The 18051-nt window shown below is 50.0% G+C and carries 18 protein-coding genes; 14 read left to right on the top strand and 4 right to left on the bottom strand.

The genetic code is table 11. The features are described 5' to 3' along the window. Positions 1 to 17 precede the first annotated feature (17 nt). Positions 18 to 3887: a metallophosphoesterase gene (locus MY7_RS14980; RefSeq protein WP_007614043.1), complete on the top strand. Its 3870-nt coding sequence runs from the start codon at positions 18 to 20 to the stop codon at positions 3885 to 3887. 168 nt (positions 3888 to 4055) lie between these two features. Then, entirely contained in the window at positions 4056 to 4631 is a 576-nt protein-coding gene (locus MY7_RS14975) for a TetR/AcrR family transcriptional regulator (protein WP_007614041.1), read from the top strand. A 145-nt stretch (positions 4632 to 4776) separates the two neighbouring features. Here the strand turns inward: MY7_RS14975 and MY7_RS14970 are convergent, their stop codons facing one another. From MY7_RS14970 to nagA, 3 genes are read right to left on the bottom strand one after another with little or no spacing between them, the layout of a single operon-like run. Then, positions 4777 to 5508: a GntR family transcriptional regulator gene (locus MY7_RS14970; protein WP_007614039.1), complete on the bottom strand. Its 732-nt coding sequence runs from the start codon at positions 5506 to 5508 to the stop codon at positions 4777 to 4779. A gap of 13 nt (positions 5509 to 5521) precedes the next feature. Continuing rightward, entirely contained in the window at positions 5522 to 6247 is a 726-nt protein-coding gene (nagB, locus tag MY7_RS14965; RefSeq protein ID WP_007614038.1) for a glucosamine-6-phosphate deaminase, read from the bottom strand. Next, on the bottom strand, positions 6244 to 7434 hold the full coding sequence (gene nagA, locus MY7_RS14960; protein ID WP_007614036.1) for an N-acetylglucosamine-6-phosphate deacetylase: 1191 nt from the start codon (positions 7432 to 7434) through the stop codon (positions 6244 to 6246). The genes nagB and nagA overlap by 4 nt, the downstream gene beginning before the upstream one ends. Positions 7435 to 7603: 169 nt before the next feature. Between nagA and hprK the strand changes: the two genes are divergently transcribed. Genes hprK through MY7_RS14940 form a run of 4 tightly spaced genes read left to right on the top strand, consistent with a single transcriptional unit; the run spans position 7604 to position 10564 of the window. After that, positions 7604 to 8536 (top strand): HPr(Ser) kinase/phosphatase, encoded by a 933-nt coding sequence (hprK, locus tag MY7_RS14955; RefSeq protein WP_003151456.1) that lies wholly within the window; start codon positions 7604 to 7606, stop codon positions 8534 to 8536. Positions 8537 to 8550: 14 nt separating this feature from the next. Next, positions 8551 to 9366 carry a prolipoprotein diacylglyceryl transferase gene (lgt, locus tag MY7_RS14950; protein WP_007614032.1) on the top strand — a complete coding sequence of 272 codons (816 nt, stop codon included), beginning with the start codon at positions 8551 to 8553 and terminating at the stop codon, positions 9364 to 9366. 25 nt (positions 9367 to 9391) lie between these two features. After that, the gene (ppaX, locus tag MY7_RS14945) at positions 9392 to 10042 is read left to right on the top strand and encodes a pyrophosphatase PpaX (RefSeq protein ID WP_007614031.1); all 651 of its coding nucleotides are present in this window, start codon (positions 9392 to 9394) and stop codon (positions 10040 to 10042) included. Between the two features lie 3 nt (positions 10043 to 10045). Further along, a complete protein-coding gene (locus tag MY7_RS14940; protein WP_022553852.1) occupies positions 10046 to 10564 on the top strand; it encodes an acyltransferase in 519 nt (172 codons plus the stop codon). Between the two features lie 16 nt (positions 10565 to 10580). On the opposite strand, the gene MY7_RS14935 is transcribed toward MY7_RS14940, so the two are convergent. Next, positions 10581 to 11306, bottom strand: a complete 726-nt coding sequence (locus MY7_RS14935; protein ID WP_007614029.1) for a C39 family peptidase — start codon at positions 11304 to 11306, stop codon at positions 10581 to 10583. Between the two features lie 236 nt (positions 11307 to 11542). Between MY7_RS14935 and MY7_RS14930 the strand changes: the two genes are divergently transcribed. Genes MY7_RS14930 through hisIE form a run of 8 tightly spaced genes read left to right on the top strand, consistent with a single transcriptional unit; the run spans position 11543 to position 17954 of the window. Continuing rightward, positions 11543 to 12715, top strand: coding sequence for an ATP phosphoribosyltransferase regulatory subunit (locus tag MY7_RS14930; protein ID WP_007614028.1), 1173 nt, complete (start codon positions 11543 to 11545; stop codon positions 12713 to 12715). After that, entirely contained in the window at positions 12708 to 13349 is a 642-nt protein-coding gene (gene hisG / locus MY7_RS14925) for an ATP phosphoribosyltransferase (protein WP_029325809.1), read from the top strand. Before MY7_RS14930 ends, hisG begins: the two co-directional genes overlap by 8 nt. Continuing rightward, positions 13346 to 14659 carry a histidinol dehydrogenase gene (hisD, locus tag MY7_RS14920; protein ID WP_007614024.1) on the top strand — a complete coding sequence of 438 codons (1314 nt, stop codon included), beginning with the start codon at positions 13346 to 13348 and terminating at the stop codon, positions 14657 to 14659. The genes hisG and hisD overlap by 4 nt, the downstream gene beginning before the upstream one ends. Next, the gene (hisB, locus tag MY7_RS14915) at positions 14625 to 15209 is read left to right on the top strand and encodes an imidazoleglycerol-phosphate dehydratase HisB (RefSeq protein ID WP_007614023.1); all 585 of its coding nucleotides are present in this window, start codon (positions 14625 to 14627) and stop codon (positions 15207 to 15209) included. Before hisD ends, hisB begins: the two co-directional genes overlap by 35 nt. Beyond that, a complete protein-coding gene (hisH, locus tag MY7_RS14910; protein WP_007614021.1) occupies positions 15210 to 15848 on the top strand; it encodes an imidazole glycerol phosphate synthase subunit HisH in 639 nt (212 codons plus the stop codon). It abuts the gene before it with no gap. After that, positions 15845 to 16582 carry a 1-(5-phosphoribosyl)-5-[(5-phosphoribosylamino)methylideneamino]imidazole-4-carboxamide isomerase gene (hisA, locus tag MY7_RS14905; protein ID WP_007614019.1) on the top strand — a complete coding sequence of 246 codons (738 nt, stop codon included), beginning with the start codon at positions 15845 to 15847 and terminating at the stop codon, positions 16580 to 16582. The genes hisH and hisA overlap by 4 nt, the downstream gene beginning before the upstream one ends. Further along, a complete protein-coding gene (gene hisF / locus MY7_RS14900) occupies positions 16579 to 17337 on the top strand; it encodes an imidazole glycerol phosphate synthase subunit HisF (protein ID WP_007614017.1) in 759 nt (252 codons plus the stop codon). The genes hisA and hisF overlap by 4 nt, the downstream gene beginning before the upstream one ends. Further along, positions 17334 to 17954, top strand: coding sequence for a bifunctional phosphoribosyl-AMP cyclohydrolase/phosphoribosyl-ATP diphosphatase HisIE (hisIE, locus tag MY7_RS14895; RefSeq protein ID WP_007614016.1), 621 nt, complete (start codon positions 17334 to 17336; stop codon positions 17952 to 17954). Before hisF ends, hisIE begins: the two co-directional genes overlap by 4 nt. Positions 17955 to 18051 lie beyond the last annotated feature (97 nt).

Below are 18051 nucleotides of genomic sequence, written 5' to 3'. Positions count from 1 at the left end.
CATAGGGAGGTAATGAGATGAAACTTGTGATGACGCTCTTTTTTCTGATTGGTTTGCTTTGTGTGAGTCCTTCTGCGGATGCGGCGCGCAAAGAATCGGCAATCCCCGTGAATCAGCAGGAATTCGGACAGCCGCCTCATTACATACCGCTTCTGGAGAATCCTCCCCAAATCGAAGTAAAGGCGGAAATGAAAAGAAACCTGTTCATACAGGCTCATGTACGGAATGCTGACTATCAAGCATTTTCGGCGTTTCTTTTTTATAAACAAAGCAATGAGCTGGGGTTTAAAATGGTGCCGATGGAGCCCGCGCCAGGCGCAATCCGGCTGTTTACGGCCCAGGTTTCAAAGCGGGATATCTGGAATGGAGAATTGGAATATTACCTCGTTTTCACCAACGGCAGACAGCGGGCGGAATCGGAGAAAAAGCGGCTGAAGCTGGACGGCTATCAAGCCGATTTGAATCATATTCCCGAGCTGATGATTACGGAGCTTGCGGTTGATACGAAAAATGAAGACGGCGCTGATGCCTATGAATTTATCGAGGTGTATAACACGACGGACAGACCCATTCATTTTAAAGACTATCACATCCGCTACCGCTATCCGAAGGAAGGGCCGGAATCAGATATGATATGGAGGCCGAAAGAAGATACCGTCATTCCGTCAGGCGGGACTTACGTGTTTTGGCTGAGACGCGCCGCATCAGAACTGACGATAGATGATTTCAATCGCTATTACGGGACACGCCTGAAGGAGGGAGAACATCTCGCCGTCATCGAAGGGACGGACGGAATGTCCAACGGCCGCCCGCGTACGGTGGTGCTGTCGGCAAATACCGGAAAGGGTATCGCCTCAGCGCATTACCGGAAACACGCTTTCCGCCGGCTGACTTCTTTGCTGTACAAATATCCGCTGAACGGAACGGGAGAATTGCTGAGGATCTCCACGAGCGAGCATAAGCCGTCACCGGGCTCTGTTTTTCAGGCGCAGATCCCGCAGCAGAAAAGGGTGATAAAACCCGACAAGGAAAAACCGGTCATCGAAGACCTTACAGACAGAAAGCCCGTCCGGCCCGCTGAAAGCATTGAATTAAAGGCTGACATAAAAGACAAAAACCTTGTCAAAACAGCCGCGTTTTATTACCGGACCAATGAGAAAAAACCATTCAAACGAATTCTGGCCGAAAAAGACCGCAACGACAGCTTATACCATCATATTCTTTATTCCCCGGAACTGCTCGGTCAGGATCAGCTTGAGTATTATATCGCAGCCAGTGATGGAGAAAATGAAGCAAAAACGCCCGTCAAGATGATTGACATTGAACAGACGAGCAAATCACACGGACTCAGAATGAATGTTGAACCCGAAGATACGATATCCGGCACCTATCTGCTCAAAGCGACTTCCGACGTCAGCGCCGATAAGATCAAGCTGTGGATTGACGGCAAGCGGCAGGAGACTCGGCCGGCGCTGGAAAAAGAGGTCTATTTCGCCTTCGATGCCCGGAAAACGAATCTTTATTTTCAAAACACCGTCATAATGGAAAATGAGGTGCTGCACATTTTTGACGATCCGTCTCACCGCTACAGAACGCACTCGGTTCTCCTTCCGGAACGTCTGCTGCAAAAAGGGGGCAAAACGCAGAAAGTATCCATCCGTTCGGGCTCAAAGGTTTCTCCGTATGACACGGGAGAGAATCGGGATGATTTTGTGGTGAAACATGCCCGTCTGGTGCTTTCGGACGGAACGGTGATCAAAGACCGTAAGACGGATCCGGCTGAGCAGCTGTTTATCGGTGACGGCAGGCGGGCGAATCAGCAGAAGACCTTCTCATTCAGCCTGCCGGATCATTTGTTTACGTCACGGCTGCTGCCGTGGAACACGGCGAAGCTTTCTGAAGGCTATCACCATATTTTTGTTAGCGACGGTGAGGAGCAGCTGAGCCAATCTGTGCGGGTGGACAATACGGGGCCGAAGATTGTCCCGGGTATCAAAGAAGGCGCGGCGCTGAAAGGTAATGTTGAGCTGAATGCGGACATCCGTGACAAATGGAGCAAAGTGGAAGAGGTCAAAGCGTTTTTGGACGGAGAAAGCATTACGCTCCCGCATCACACGTCATCAGCCGATCTCAAGCCCGGAAAACATACCCTTACCATCATTGCGGCAGACCTTGCCGGAAATGAAACAACGTCCGTCCGCACCTTCCATATCAAACGGGAGGAGCCGAACCAGCCGGAGCTTGCCGATCAAAAAATCGGCGCCCACAAAGCAAAGCTGTCCGTCCGGGTAAAAGACCCGACGAAGGATGACATGAATGTATCATTTTATCGCGGCTTCCGTTATACCGCGCGGAATCCGGGCAGCGTGAAAGTGTATAAACACGCCTCATTAACGGAACCGCCGAGGGGCATAAAAGAAAATGAAATGCCGTTTACCCTGCCGGAAATGAACCGCATCTCGGCAAATGACGGAAAAACCGTATCGACGGAAAGTGTGGAGCGTTTTCCTTATCACCGATTCGAAGTCTCCGTTGACCCGTCTATCGACGAAACGGATCTGGCCGAGGCGGTCTGGAAAGGAAGCTCTCTGCCCGGCCGAAAGGTAACCATGTATATTTGGAATTACCGGACAAGCCGCTGGCAGGAGGCGGACAGCGTTCTTGCCAAAGATAAAAAGCCGTTTACATTAAAAGCCGCCGTTTCCGCAGCGGATGTGGTGAAGAACTCAAAAATGAATGTCATCGTGCAGGATCAAATACCAGCGAAAGGCAATTACACGTTTGTTTGGATGTCGGATACACAATATTACGCACAAGGGCACCCGCACATTTTTGACAAAATGACAGAGTGGATCAAAGAAAATAAGGAAAAGCACAATATTAAATATGTCTTTCATACCGGTGATATCGTCGATGATTCAATGGTGATGAAACAGTGGAAAAACGCCGATCACTCCATGCGGACGCTTGACAAGGCGGGGATTCCGTACGGAGTGCTTGCAGGCAATCATGACGTCGGCCATAAAGACGGCACATACCGAACCTTCGGGGATTTCTTCGGGAGCCGCCGGTTTGAACAGAACATGCATTACGGCGGATCATACAAAAATAACCGCGGACATTATGACCTGCTGTCGGCAAGCGGGAACGATTTTATTATGATCTATATGGGCTGGGGCATTGCGGAACAAGAGATTGACTGGATCAATCAAGTGCTGAAGAGGTATCCGGATCGAACCGCCATCTTATGCTTTCATGAGTACTTGCTTGTCAGCGGAAATCGAAGCCCGATCGGGGAAACGATCTATCGAAAAGTCGTCAAGCCGAATCGCAATGTGGCGATGGTATTAAGCGGCCATTACCATAACGCCATGAAAAAAACCGATGCGCTTGACGATGACGGGGACGGAAAACCGGACCGCCTCGTTCACCAAATTCTGACCGACTACCAGGACGGTCCGGAAGGGGGGCAGGGCTTTATGCGCATGATGCAATTCGATCAGGCCGCCAATCAGGTTCACATGTTCTCCTACTCGCCGTACACGGATGACATCAATTACTATGACACCGATCTGTTCGCTGATAAAGACGAATTCTCAGCAGAAATGGATTTACAGCCGAAGAGGAAAAGGGTGGCGACCGATTATTTTGAATGCAACGTCTATACGAACGAACTGCTCGGTCATAAAAAACACGTAAAAAGCGGAAAAACCGCAAATTGGGTCTGGGACGGCCTGCAGCCTGATTCCGTTTATTACTGGTACACCGTCGTGAAGGACCCGTACAACGGCAAAACAATATCACCGCTGTGGATGTTCAAAACGGGAAATACGCCGTATCACCCGGCTCCGGATCAGTTTGATTTCAGGCATGCCTCAAACCCATAACGAAAACATACAGCCTGCCGATCGGTCAGAAGAAAATCTGACGGTCAGCAGGATTTTTTTTCTGTGCGTAAATGGCGGCGCCCTGCTGTGATAAGTGCTTTTGACTTTTTTATGTCCCTTTTCTATACTAAAATCGATTGGTTTTCGTAATATGCAGGAGGAAACATAATGAACAGTAAAACCGGGACAAAAGAAAGAATTATTCAAACCTCTGCATATCTTTTTCAGATTCAGGGATATCATGCGACTGGTTTGAATCAAATTATAAAAGAGAGCGGAGCACCCAGAGGGTCTGTGTATCATCACTTTCCAAATGGAAAAGCAGAACTCGCCATTGCGGCGATCAAATATACGGGAAGATGCGTTGAAAAGCAAATACAGAATAGTATGTCTCAATTCGCGGACCCTATAGAAGCGATTCAGCACTTTATTCATGTAACGGCTGAACAGTTTAATGATCCGCAGAATATTGAGGGCGTGCCGGTTGGATTGCTGGCGGGTGAGACCGCTCTGATCAATGAAACGTTAAGATGCACATGTGTTGAGGTGTTCAAGAAGTGGACGGATGTGTTTGCGGCAAAATTTCTTGAGCATGGGTTTGAACAAGAGGAAGCGGAGAAGCTCGGGGTGACAATCAACTCGATGATTGAAGGCGCAATCATGTTTTCGCTGGCTCATAAAAACAAAGAACCGCTGCTGCTGATTTCAAAGCAGGTTCCGTATATTGTCCAAAACAGAGGGTAGCATTTTAGTACTCTTTTCTTTATAAAAAATAGATACCAGAACCACAGCCTCTTCGTTTTGCCAGAGTCATAGAGAACATTCACCGGCTTGATTTGAAAATGGCAGATCAAAAAAACATCTCCAACCCGTAACGGTTGGAGATGTTTCATTTCACCCTGTCCATATAATGCACGAATGTGTAGCGGTCGCCTCTGTAGGCGGATTTGACGTGCTCAAAGGCAGTGCCGTCCTGCAGATAAGTGGTCCGCTTGATATAGAGGACGGGGGCGCCGGGCTGGATACCGAGCAGCTCAGCTTCTTCCTCGGAAGCGGCTCCCGGTTCAAGCTCTTGTTTAGCCCGTGAGATCGGCATCTGATTGTACGCTTCAATATGCTCATACATGGATGATTGAAAATGAGAGGCGTCCAGTTTTCCCGCTTTGTCAAACGGAATGTACGAGGCTTCAATCGCCATCGGGATATCATTCGCCAGCCGGACGCGGATGATTTTATGAAGCATTGCCGGATAGCCGCATCCCAGGATAGAAGATAATTCTTCCGTCGCCTGAATCAGCTGGTATTCGGCAAGTCTGCTCCCCGGCTTCATGCCCCGGCTTCTCATATCTTCCGTAAAGCTTGTCAGCCCTTGAAGCGGCTGTTCCATCTTCAGTTTGCTGACGAACGTTCCCCGGCCTTTCTGCCTGTATAAAAATCCTTCATTCACCAGATTGGAAAGCGCCTGGCGCACCGTCATTCGGCTGATGCCGAATTGTTCGGCGTATTCCCGCTCCGACGGAAGCAGCGCATCCGCTTTCAGCTCGCCGTTTTTGATTTGTGTTTTTAATTGTTCCATAATCTGAAAGTAAATCGGAATCGGAGATTGTTTATCAATCTGCATAGGTCAAATCCTTTCAATCGCCGCCCGCAGCCTGTTCATCAATCAAGACCGTCACATCCGGATGCGCGTGCAGGGCGGAGGCGGGGAATGCTTCGCTGACGCGCCCGTCCAGAAGCTGCTTCACCGCTTGGGCCTTGCTTTTTCCGGATGCCATGATCAAAATCCGTTTGCCGGACAAAATCGTCCCGATCCCCATTGTCAGGGCTTTTACAGGGACTTGATCAATTGACGGAAAGTACCGCGCATTCGCCCGTCTTGTCTCTTCATTCAGCTCAACAACATGGGTTCGGGATTCAAATGGCGTCCCGGGTTCATTAAAGCCGATATGGCCGTTGTGTCCGATGCCTAAAAGCTGTATATCCGCTCCGCCGAGTGTTTGAATCAATCGGTCATAGCGTCCGCATTCGGCATCAAGATCGTCTGCCCGTCCGTCAGGGAGAAAGTGGCGGTCCTTTCGGCTGTCGATATGTGCAAAAAAATGTGTATTCATATAATAATGATAGCTGTTTTTGTCCTCGGGAGAAAGCCCGGCGTATTCATCAAGGTTGATCGTCGTGACATTCCGGAATGACAAGCCCTCTGAGCGGTGCATCCGCACAAGTTCTTTGTATACGCCTTCAGGAGTGCCTCCCGTCGCAAGGCCGAGAACGGCATCCGGCTTTTGTTTCACTGTTTCAGCAATAATCGCTGCGGCTTTTTCACTTAATTTTTCATAATGTCTGCATGTGATAACGTTCATGTCCAATCAGCCTCCCTTGAGATATATGCGGTGTTTCCGCGGCAAATCGTGGCCAGCACGCCGCACTGTCCGTCCGTCAGAACAACGTCGGCGTCTTTTCCTTCCGCGATGCTTCCTTTACGGTCGAAAATGCCGAGGCGGCGGGCCGCATTTGCCGATGTCATATTTGCTATATCCAGCCATGAGCAGTTTGTAAACCTGCGCATGAGCGCCGCGCCTTCATTCATTTTTAAAATGGAACCGGCCAGCGTTCCGTCAGAGAGAAGCGCCGTGTCCCCGCGAACGGTGACTTTTTGCCCGCCGAATTCGTATTCTCCGTCCTTAAGCCCTTTTGCCCGCATGGAGTCTGTAATCATGATCAGGTTTTGGCTTCCTTTCGCCAAATAAGCAAGCTTTACAGCCAGAGGATGAGAATGAATGCCGTCAGTGATCAGCTCCGCCGTGATGCGGCCGCAGGCGAGAGCCGTGCCGATGCCCCCCGGCTCACGGTGATGAAAGGAGCTCATGGCGTTAAAGAGGTGCGTCATATGCACCGCCCCGGCATCCGCCGCTTTTTGTAAAAGCTCGGCTCCTGCGTCTGTGTGTCCCATTGACGGGATGATGTTTTGGTTTTTTAAATAACGGATCAGGCTGAAATCAGGATCTTCTTCCGGCGCAAGCGTCACGATTTTGATCAGCCCTCCCGAGAGTTGCTCCCATTTCTGAAAGAGCCCGGCATCAGCAGGAGTAATCCATTGTTTCGGCTGTGCTCCCGCCTTTTTCGGAGAGACAAACGGTCCTTCTAAATGAATGCCGATCAACTCAGCGCCTTTTTGGGTCTCCGGTGAGGAAGACGCCCATTTTTTGGCGTTGATGAGCGCTTTTTCAATGTTTTCGTGCTGCTGTGTGATCGTTGTCGCTAAAAAAGCGGTTGTTCCTTCTTCGGGCAGCCGGACGGACAGTGTATCAAGAGCCGCAACATCAGCATCCATCATATCCGCGCCGTATCCGCCGTGAATATGGATATCAACCATTCCGGGAAGCGCATACGAGCCCTCGGGCGCCTTCCATTCCTTCTCATACGTTTCTTGCGGCCTTGTTTTTCCCGCGTAAGAAATGATGCCGTCCTTTATACCGAGAAAACCGTTTCGGATGATTTCTTTTTCTGTTACGATGTCCGCACCGCTGATTAACAAGCTTTCAGCCACTTTAAAACACGCCTTTCTGGTTAGTTGTTAGTTTTATTTTACTCCTTTTCAGACTAGTTATCTATACCAGTTATGCCGGAATTGTATAAATCTGTTTTGGTTCAGACGGTAAAGTGATAAAATATAACTGTTCAAAGCTCGGAACATCCCAGAACAGGAGGAACATATCTTGGCAAAGGTTCGGACCAAAGACGTAATGGAGCAGTTCCATTTAGAATTGATCAGCGGAGAAGAAGGGATTAACCGCCCGATTACGATGAGTGATTTATCACGGCCCGGTATTGAAATCGCCGGTTATTTTACATATTACCCGAGAGAACGGGTGCAGCTTTTAGGAAAAACGGAGCTGTCATTTTTCGATCAGCTTCCCGAGGAAGATAAGAAACAGCGGATGAAATCGCTGTGCACCGATGTGACGCCGGCTATCATACTTTCCAGAGATATGCCGATCCCGCCGGAGCTTGTAGAAGCTTCCGAGCAAAACGGTGTGCCTGTGCTCAGATCCCCTCTGAAAACAACCAGGCTGTCAAGCAGGCTGACGAATTTTCTTGAGAGCCGTCTCGCGCCGACAACGGCCATTCACGGCGTGCTTGTGGATATATACGGCGTCGGCGTGCTCATTACGGGAAAAAGCGGCGTCGGTAAAAGTGAAACGGCGCTGGAGCTTGTCAAACGAGGCCATCGTCTTGTCGCGGATGACTGCGTTGAAATCCGGCAGGAGGATCAGGATACCCTTGTCGGGAACGCGCCTGATCTGATTGAGCATCTGCTCGAAATCAGGGGGCTCGGCATTATAAATGTCATGACGCTGTTCGGAGCGGGCGCCGTCAGAAGCAATAAAAGAATTACAATCGTCATGGACCTTGAGCTTTGGGAGCAAGGGAAACAATACGACCGTCTCGGACTTGAAGAAGAAAAAATGAAAATCATTGATACGGAAATTACAAAACTGACCATTCCCGTCCGCCCGGGGCGGAATCTCGCCGTTATTATCGAAGTTGCGGCGATGAACTTCAGATTGAAGCGGATGGGCTTAAATGCTGCCGAGCAATTCACGAATAAGCTGGCGGATGTCATTGAGGACGGCGAACAAGACGAATAGGAGTTGGCAATGATATGAATGAAGCAGGAACACCAATCAATCCGATTGCCTTGCAGCTCGGGCCATTATCCGTGCACTGGTACGGCATCATTATCGGCGCGGGCGCGTTATTAGGGCTTTGGATGGCCATGAGGGAGAGTGAAAAGCGGGGGCTGAAAAAGGACATTTTTATTGATCTTGTTCTTTTCGCCATCCCGATCGCAATCATTTGCGCAAGGGCATATTATGTGCTTTTCGAGTGGAGCTATTACTCGGAACACCCCGGGGAAATCATTAAAATTTGGAAAGGCGGCATTGCGATTCACGGCGGATTAATTGGCGCGATCGCAACGGGAATCGTCTTTTCAAAAGTAAGAGGCATCTCATTCTGGAAGCTGGCGGATATTGCCGCGCCGAGTATTCTGCTTGGCCAGGCCATCGGGCGCTGGGGGAACTTTATCAACCAGGAGGCTCACGGTGAAGCGGTCAGCCGGTCATTTTTGGAAAGTCTGCATCTTCCGGATTTCATCATTAATCAGATGTACATAGACGGACAATATTATCACCCGACGTTTTTGTATGAATCGCTGTGGAGTTTTGCGGGCGTCGTGATTCTGCTTCTGCTCCGCCGCGTGAACCTGCGCAGGGGCGATCTGTTTTTGACGTATGTGATCTGGTATTCGATCGGCAGATACTTTATTGAGGGAATGCGGACGGACAGCCTGATGCTTACGAGCCAGCTTCGGATCGCGCAGGTCATTTCCATTGTGCTGATTGTACTTGCGATTATTTTAATGATTTTCAGACGCATGAAGGGGTATGCCGATAAGCGGTATGCTGACACGGACTGACGCCTGAAATCGGAAAGGACATAAGATGACTGATAAACGTGTAACCGCCATTTTATTTGATCTAGACGGCACGCTGATTGACACGAATGAACTGATTATCGCTTCTTACCTTCATACGCTTGATCATTATTGCCCGGGGCAGTTCAAAAGGGAAGATGTGCTTCCGTTTATCGGCCCGCCTCTGTACGAAACGTTTTCAGGCATTGATGCCGAAAAGTGCGATGACATGATCAGCATGTACAGAGCATTCAACCATGAAAAGCACGATGAGCTCGTCACGGAGTACGAAACGGTTTATGAAACGCTCGATGAATTGAAAAAAGCGGGCTATCTGCTTGGGATTGTCACCACGAAGCTGAGGGATACAGTCAATATGGGATTGAAGCTGACAGGCATCGGGGCGTTTTTCGATACTGTCGTCACGCTTGATGATGTAAAGCATCCGAAGCCTGATCCCGAACCTGTGCGGCTTGCTCTCGGCCGGCTTGGGTGCGATCCGTCGGAAGCCATAATGGTCGGTGACAATTATCACGATGTCATGGCGGGCAAAAACGCCGGCACGAAAACAGCCGGCGTCGCGTGGACAATTAAAGGCGCACAGACGCTTTCCGCCTATGAACCCGATTATATGCTCGAGAAAATGAGTGATTTATTGCACATCACCGGAGTGAAGTAATCCGTGAGAAAAACAGACCGCCATCCGGTTTCAGGTGCAAATTCATTGTGGCATGTTTATCAGACGGTTCCCTTCCTGAAGGTGATGAAAAATTTCATCATCATTCAGATCGCAAGGTATACGCCGTTTTTAAGCGTGAAAAACTGGCTGTACCGAACCTTTTTGAAAATGAATGTCGGAAAACAGACGTCATTCGCGCTGATGGTGATGCCGGATATCATGTTTCCCGAAAAAATCACTGTCGGAAAAAACAGCATCATCGGCTACAATACGACGATTTTGGCTCATGAATATTTAATACATGAGTACCGGACCGGTTTTGTCACAATCGGTGACGAGGTGATGATCGGGGCAAACACAACGATTCTGCCCGGCGTCACCATCGGGAGCGGAGCCGTTGTATCAGCCGGCACGCTGGTGCATAAAGATGTCCCGGCCGGGGCATTTGTCGGAGGGAATCCGATGCAGGTGATCTATACGGACGAAGAAATGAAAAAACGAATAGAAAACCCCGCTGATTAACGTCAGCGGGGTTTTTTTATGACTTGATCACAATGGCCTGGCTGCCCATCTGCTTCCAGGCTTTTTCAAAGTCAGATCGGTCTGTTTTTCTGTTTTTATAGCCGTAAGGATCATTAACGTATACATAATCGTGATCATAACCGGTAACGGCTACGCTATGCATGCTGAACGTAATGTCGATTTTTCCGTTCGGCGTATTCCAAGTCTGCATATTATCAACCGGCTTAAAGGATGTGGTGGTAATCACCCAGACCGGCCGCCCTTTTTCAAGCTGGCGGTACACTGAAGAAATGTCTTTTCCCGTCAGATCGTATACTTTGTTTCCCGCATATTCTTTGGCAAGTTTATCAATCGGCTCATGATAAACGCCTAAACCCGGGCCGTTTTCCATATCTCCGGCAAATCCTTCATTCGGATCTCCCTTCAGCCCGCTGCTGTATGTGAGCGGAACTTTATTGATTTTATCCGCCAATGTATTTTTTGACACATGATATCCGGCATTGTTCAAAATCATGGCAAGGCTTGTCACCTCACAGCCATTGTACAGTCTGGGAGAATCCATCTGTCTGTACAGAACGACATTCAGCGGTGACGCGCTCCCTTTTAACGGTGTTTTCTCATCAGGCTCGTCGGACTGCTGATTAAAAAAATTCAAATGAATATCGTTTGTATAGATGTTATACCCGAGATAGACAAGGATGGCTGTCAGAATCAGCACACATAATGTTCCAAGCGTCTTCATTATTACTCTCCCTTGTTCTGATGAAGCTATTCTATGTATTATAGCACTTCTGCTCAATATGATTCGATCGTTCCGATATGTTTACAGGTTTGTTCATTCTTTAGCCATGTTTATGGAAAAGAATAGGCGGACATTGGGCGTTGCAATTCATTCTTTTATCTGCTAACATATTATCATATTAGCGAACTAAAGGATTCGGAATTTTCCTTCAGACAAAGCGGAGGTGTAAAAGGCAAATGTTTATGTTTGAGAAACCGCATGGCATGAGAGATACGCTGCCCGGTTTATACGAAGCAAAGAAAAAAGTCCGTTTCACACTGACGGATTTAATTGATAAATGGGGTTATCAGTTTATGGAGACGCCGACCCTTGAATTCTATGAAACAGTAGGCGTCCAGTCAGCCATTGAAGAACAGCAGCTGTTTAAGCTTCTCGACCAGGACGGAAAAACGCTTGTGCTTCGGCCTGACATGACCGGACCGATTGCCAGGGTGGCGGCGTCTAAGCTGCACAAACACAACCATCCGCTCAGGGCGGGGTACGCGGCAAGCGTCTATCGCGCTCAGGAGCGGGAAGGCGGACGCCCGGCCGAATTTGAACAGGTCGGCGCGGAGCTGATCGGCGACGGATCAACAAGCGCGGACGCCGAGGTGATTGCGCTGGCGGCCGGCGCTTTGAAAAACGCGGGATTGCACCGGTTTAAAATCGCGATCGGCCATGCCGGACTCGCTGATGAGCTGTTTGTCGAGGTTCTGGGCAATGCTGAGCGGGCGGATGTTCTGCGGCGCTTTCTCTTTGAAAAAAATTACGTGGGATACAGGGAACATGTCAAATCGCTTCCGCTTTCTTCAATAGACAAAAGCCGGCTGCTCGCACTTCTGGAATTGCGAGGCGGGAAAGAGATCTGCGCCAAGGCGGAGGAGATCATCGGCATCTCCGGACAAAGCTTGATTCAGGAGCTGGAAGACCTGTGGGACATTCTTGAGGATTACGGATGTGCCGAGCATATTCGCCTTGATCTGAATATGGTCAGCCATATGAGTTATTACACGGGAATTTTATTCGAAGTGTATGCGGCCAATGTCGGTTTTGTCATCGGAAGCGGCGGACGCTATAACAATCTTCTCGGCCATTTCGGCAGTCCCGCTCCCGCCACGGGTTTCGGGCTCCGTATCGACAGGCTGATTGAAGCGCTCGGCATCCAGGAAGAAACTAGTGAAGCGGACGCCGTGATTTTCAGCAAGGAGCAGCGGGCGCAGGCCATTTTATTCGCAGAGGAAGAAAGGGCGAGAGGCAGAAAAGTCGTCCTGCAGGATCTGGCGGGCATTGAAAATATCGATCATATGACAAAATCATTCGCAAACGTCACATACTTTATCGGTGCCAGAAAGGAAGAGCAGAATGGGTAAGGTACTCACAATGGCAATGCCAAAAGGACGGATATTCGAAGAAGCGGCCGGATTGCTGAGGCAGGCCGGATACAGGCTCCCCGAGGAGTTTGAAGAATCGAGAAAGCTGATCATTGACGTTCCTGAAGAAAATCTCCGCTTTATTCTGGCAAAGCCGATGGATGTGACGACTTATGTCGAGCATGGCGTCGCTGATGCCGGTATTGCCGGAAAGGATGTCATGCTTGAGGAAGAGCGTGACGTGTATGAGGTGCTCGATCTGAAAATCAGCAAATGCCATCTCGCCGTTGCGGGGCTTCCCGGAGCGGATTGGAACGGAGTCGCCCCGAGGATTGCGACGAAATATCCGAATGTTGCGTCAAGTTATTTCAGAGAGCAGGGCGAGCAGGTGGAAATCATTAAGCTGAATGGTTCGATTGAATTGGCGCCTTTAATCGGGCTTGCTGACAGAATCGTAGATATCGTATCAACCGGGCGGACATTAAAGGAAAACGGTCTCGTTGAATCAGAACATATTTGTGACATCACATCGCGTTTTATCGTCAATCCGGTTAGCTACCGCATGAAGGATGATGTAATCGACGAAATGGCGGCCAGGCTGGCCAAGGTTGTGGAAGGAGAAACGGCACAATGAAAATAACCGCAGTAAATAGAAGCGAGCGGTTCTCACTGAAGCGTTCCATCGACAGCGGAACCGAAGAGCAGCGGAAAATCGTCAGGGGGATTATTGAAGACGTCAGACAAAACGGTGACAAAGCCGTTTTGGCCTATACAAAAACATTTGACGGCATCAGCCTGAACCAAATGGCCGTGAGCGCAGAGGAAATCACCGAGGCATACCGTCTGCTTGATGATCAGCTGCTAAAAGTGATCAGACAGGCGATTGCAAATATTAAAGAATATCACGAACGCCAGCTGCAATCTTCTTGGTTTTACCATCGCAAAGACGGCACGATGCTCGGGCAGAAAATAACGGCGCTCGATTCCGCGGGCGTATATGTGCCGGGCGGGACGGCCGCTTATCCGTCTTCCGTTTTAATGAATGTCATCCCCGCTCTCGCTGCGGGAGTGGAACGGATCGTTCTCGTCAGTCCTCCGGGAAAAGACGGCCGCCTTTCACCGGGCGTTCTGGCGGCGTCGTCTGAGCTGGGCATAAAGGAAATTTACAAAGCGGGAGGCGCGCAGGCGATTGCCGCGCTCGCTTACGGAACTGAAACGATACAGCCTGTTGATAAGATCACGGGCCCCGGAAATATATTTGTGGCGCTCGCAAAGCGCGAAGTCTTCGGCGTTGTGGATATTGACATGATTGCCGGGCCCAGTGAAATCGTGGTTCTGGCAGACGATACGGCGGTGCCCAAAGAAGTCGCCGCTGACCTGCTTTCACAGGCCGAACACGATACGCTCAGCTCAAGCGTGCTTGTCACCGACTCACGGAAGCTTGCCGAAGCCGTATCAGATGAGGTGAATAAACAGCTTCAGACGCTGCCGCGCAAAGAAATCGCCGAAGCGTCGATCAGGGATCACGGCCGCATTTATATCGCGGAATCGATGGAAGATGCGGTGGACACGGTGAATGCGCTGGCGCCCGAGCATTTAGAAATCATGACGCATTCGCCGGAGGCTTTGCTTGGAAGCATCAGACACGCGGGGGCGATTTTCTTAGGACGATACAGCGCTGAACCGGTCGGCGATTATTTTGCCGGACCGAATCACGTTTTGCCGACAAACGGAACGGCGCGGTTTTCAAGCCCGTTGAATGTAACAGATTTTCAAAAGAAATCGAGCATCATCTCATACAGCCGGAAGGCTTTTGAAACACACGCGGACAGCATTTCCGCCTTCGCGAGACTGGAAGGGCTTGAAGCGCACGCACGATCGATTGAAGCGAGAAACGGAGGAATGACCGATGAGAAAAGCGGAACGCGCCAGAACAACAAATGAGACGGATATTAAGCTGGCTTTCGAAATAGACGGAGAAGGAAAAGCCGACATCAGCACGGATGTGCCGTTTATGACTCATATGCTTGATTTGTTCACAAAGCACGGGCAATTCAATTTAACTGTTGACGCAAAAGGCGATACGGAGATAGATGATCACCATACGACTGAAGATATCGGCATCTGTTTAGGGCAGGCTTTTTTGGAGGCGCTCGGTGATAAAAAAGGGATCAAACGATACGGATCAGCGCTAGTACCGATGGACGAAGCGCTCGCCCAAGTCGCCGTAGACCTGAGCAACCGGCCGCACCTTGAGATGCGCGCTGCATTTCCGCAAGCGAAAGTCGGAACGTTTGATACCGAGCTGGTACATGAATTCCTATGGAAACTGGCGCTCGAAGCGAGAATGAATCTGCACGTCATCGTTCATTACGGCACGAATACCCATCATATGATAGAAGCCGTGTTTAAGGCGCTTGGCAGAGCGCTTGATGAAGCGTCATCCATTGATCCGCGCGTCAAGGGTGTACCGTCTACGAAAGGAATGCTGTAAATGATCGGTGTAATTGATTACGGTATGGGCAATTTATTCAGCGTATCGAAGGCGCTGGAACGCGTCGGCGTCCCGTATGTCGTATCAGACCGGCCGGAAGAGCTTGAAAAAGCGGATGCTTTTGTTCTTCCCGGTGTCGGAACGTTCAGTGATGCCATGGACAATTTACGCAGCACGAAGCTTGATCAATTCATACACCGTATGGTTGACGAGGGTAAGCTGCTCCTCGGCATCTGCCTCGGAATGCAGCTCATTTTTGAAGAAAGCACCGAAAACGGCTCTGCAAAAGGACTTGGTTTATTAGCCGGAAAAGCAGTGAGGCTCAAGGACAGAGATGCCGAAGGAAACAAGCTGAAGGTGCCGCATATGGGCTGGAATCGGCTGACGTTTCACCAAACGTCTCCTTTGCTTTCGGAAGCGGCGGAAGGCTTCGTTTACTTTGTACATTCCTATTATATAGACGGGATGGAAGACGGCGATCTTTTGGCAAGCGCTGAGTACGGCGTTCGGGTTCCGGCGGTCGTCGGGAAGCGCAATGTCTTCGGAGCACAGTTTCATCCGGAAAAAAGCGGCACGGCCGGAATGGCGATCTTAACACAATTTACAAAAATGGCGGCAGAACAGAAGGTGAAGAAATGAACGCTTTTACATTATATCCGGCAATCGATATGAGAAACGGCAAATGCGTCCGCCTCATCCAAGGCGATTACGGCAAGGAAACGATATACGGTGACTCTCCTTTAGACATGGCGGCGCAATTTGCACAAGAAGGTGCCGAGTGGATTCATCTCGTGGACCTTGACGGCGCGAAAGCAGGCAGGAAAGTAAACGACAGGCATGTTCTTGACATTGCGCGGCAGCTTGATGTCAAAGTCGAGATCGGCGGCGGGATCCGTTCTGAAGCGGATGTGTACGGTTATTTATCACAAGGCGTTGATCGCGTCATTCTCGGCAGCTCGGCCGTATCCGATCCGGCATTCGTGAAGAGCATGCTGAAACAATACGGCGGCAAAATCGCGATCGGCCTTGATGCAAGAAACGGATATGTCTCGACGGAAGGCTGGCTGGAAACATCCTCGGTAAGGGCGGCCGATCTGGGCCGTGAATTGGCGGCCGAAGGAGCGGAAACCTTCATTTTCACGGATATTGCAACTGACGGCATGCTGTCAGGACCGAACATCGAAAGCACCGTTCAGCTCGCAAAAGCAACGGGAAAAACCGCCATCGCTTCAGGCGGAGTCAGCTCAGTCGCCGACCTCAAAGCACTGGCCCGCTTCAAAGACGCCGGCGTATCGGGAGCGATTATCGGAAAAGCGCTGTATACAAAACAATTTACATTGGCTGAGGCGCTCGGCGGGGTGAAGGACGCATGATCACGAAACGAATCATTCCGTGTCTCGATGTGAAAGAAGGCCGCGTCGTCAAAGGCATTCAATTTCTCGGGCTGAAAGATGCGGGCGATCCTGTCGAGCTGGCCGAAGCTTACGACAGGGAGGGCGCTGACGAACTTGTTTTTCTCGACATTTCCGCCTCTCACGAAGGCCGCAAGACGATGACGGACGTCGTAGAACAGGTTGCGGCAAAACTGGCGATTCCGTTTACGGTCGGGGGCGGAATTAATCAATTAAGCGATATGAAACGAATGCTTCGCGCCGGCGCTGATAAAGTATCCGTTAATACAGCGGCCGTCCTCCGCCCCGAGCTGATTACGGAAGGAGCGGATTTTTTCGGCTCGCAATGCATCGTAGCGGCGATTGACGCAAAGTATGACGAAGATTCGGATTGCTATAAAGTGTACACACACGGCGGCAGAAAGAAAACCGAGTGGGAAGTCACGGCCTGGGCAAAAGAAGCCGTCAGCCGGGGAGCGGGTGAAATCCTGCTGACAAGCATGGACGCAGACGGTGAGAAAACAGGCTTTAATCATACGCTCACACAGATTGTCACACGTGCCGTCCCGGTGCCCGTCATTGCGTCAGGGGGAGCCGGCAGCGCGCACCATATGCTTGAAGCCTTCACGATCGGTGAAGCGGACGCCGCGCTTGCAGCTTCCATTTTCCATTACAAAGAGACATCTATAAAAGAAGTGAAAGATTATATGAAGAAACACGGGGTGAATGTGAGATGAAACGGGCAGATGAACTGCGGTTTGACGAGGCCGGACTGATTCCCGCCATCGTACAGGATGCGGCAAGCAAAGAAGTGCTGACACTGGCTTATATGAATCGTGAATCCTACGAAAAAACGATAGAAACGAAAGAAACCTGGTTTTACAGCCGTTCAAGGCAGGAGCTGTGGCATAAAGGAGCGACGTCGGGGAATACCCAAAAGGTGAAAGCCATCCGTTATGACTGCGATCAAGATGCCCTCATCGTGCTTGCGGAGCCCTCAGGACCCGCATGCCATAAGGGAAGTTACAGCTGCTTTTCTTCGGAAAAAGCGGACGCGCAGGATCGTTTCGGCATCTTAAACGAACTGGAAAGCGTAATCGCCAAACGGCAGGCGGAGATGCCTGACGGAGCCTACACAACGTATCTGTTTCGGGAAGGCGTCGATAAAATCCTCAAAAAAGTCGGCGAAGAAGCCGCAGAGGTTATTATCGCCGCGAAAAACCGCGACCATGAAGAATTAAAATGGGAAGCGGCGGATTTGCTGTATCATTTGCTCGTTCTTCTGCGTGAGCAGTCGCTTCCTTTGGACGACGTGCTTGACGTCCTTGCGAAACGCCATTCAGCATCTGAGTAAAACAAACCTCACGGAGAGATCCGTGAGGTTTTTAATCTGTCAAACTTAAACATTCAATTAAATATTCCTTATTTCCGCAACCGGAGGCAGATGAATT

This window comes from Bacillus sp. 5B6 (assembly GCF_000259405.1).
In the GTDB taxonomy this organism is placed as follows: Bacteria; Bacillota; Bacilli; order Bacillales; family Bacillaceae; genus Bacillus; species Bacillus velezensis.
The sequence above is the reverse complement of the archived record's forward strand: the minus strand, read 5'-3'. Positions and strand labels throughout refer to the sequence as shown.

Excerpts from the sequence above, each read along its gene's own strand:
- ppaX (WP_007614031.1), top strand. The coding sequence starts at position 9,392 with ATGACTGATAAACGTGTAACCGCCATTTTATTTGATCTAGACGGCACG.
- MY7_RS14970 (WP_007614039.1), bottom strand. The coding sequence starts at position 5,508 with ATGCAGATTGATAAACAATCTCCGATTCCGATTTACTTTCAGATTATG.
- MY7_RS14980 (WP_007614043.1), top strand. The coding sequence starts at position 18 with ATGAAACTTGTGATGACGCTCTTTTTTCTGATTGGTTTGCTTTGTGTG.
- hisF (WP_007614017.1), top strand. The coding sequence starts at position 16,579 with ATGATCACGAAACGAATCATTCCGTGTCTCGATGTGAAAGAAGGCCGC.
- nagB (WP_007614038.1), bottom strand. The coding sequence starts at position 6,247 with ATGAACGTTATCACATGCAGACATTATGAAAAATTAAGTGAAAAAGCC.
- hisG (WP_029325809.1), top strand. The coding sequence starts at position 12,708 with ATGGGTAAGGTACTCACAATGGCAATGCCAAAAGGACGGATATTCGAA.
- hisIE (WP_007614016.1), top strand. The coding sequence starts at position 17,334 with ATGAAACGGGCAGATGAACTGCGGTTTGACGAGGCCGGACTGATTCCC.
- MY7_RS14930 (WP_007614028.1), top strand. The coding sequence starts at position 11,543 with ATGTTTATGTTTGAGAAACCGCATGGCATGAGAGATACGCTGCCCGGT.
- hisA (WP_007614019.1), top strand. The coding sequence starts at position 15,845 with ATGAACGCTTTTACATTATATCCGGCAATCGATATGAGAAACGGCAAA.
- hisB (WP_007614023.1), top strand. The coding sequence starts at position 14,625 with ATGAGAAAAGCGGAACGCGCCAGAACAACAAATGAGACGGATATTAAG.
- MY7_RS14975 (WP_007614041.1), top strand. The coding sequence starts at position 4,056 with ATGAACAGTAAAACCGGGACAAAAGAAAGAATTATTCAAACCTCTGCA.
- hisD (WP_007614024.1), top strand. The coding sequence starts at position 13,346 with ATGAAAATAACCGCAGTAAATAGAAGCGAGCGGTTCTCACTGAAGCGT.
- hisH (WP_007614021.1), top strand. The coding sequence starts at position 15,210 with ATGATCGGTGTAATTGATTACGGTATGGGCAATTTATTCAGCGTATCG.
- MY7_RS14935 (WP_007614029.1), bottom strand. The coding sequence starts at position 11,306 with ATGAAGACGCTTGGAACATTATGTGTGCTGATTCTGACAGCCATCCTT.
- lgt (WP_007614032.1), top strand. The coding sequence starts at position 8,551 with ATGAATGAAGCAGGAACACCAATCAATCCGATTGCCTTGCAGCTCGGG.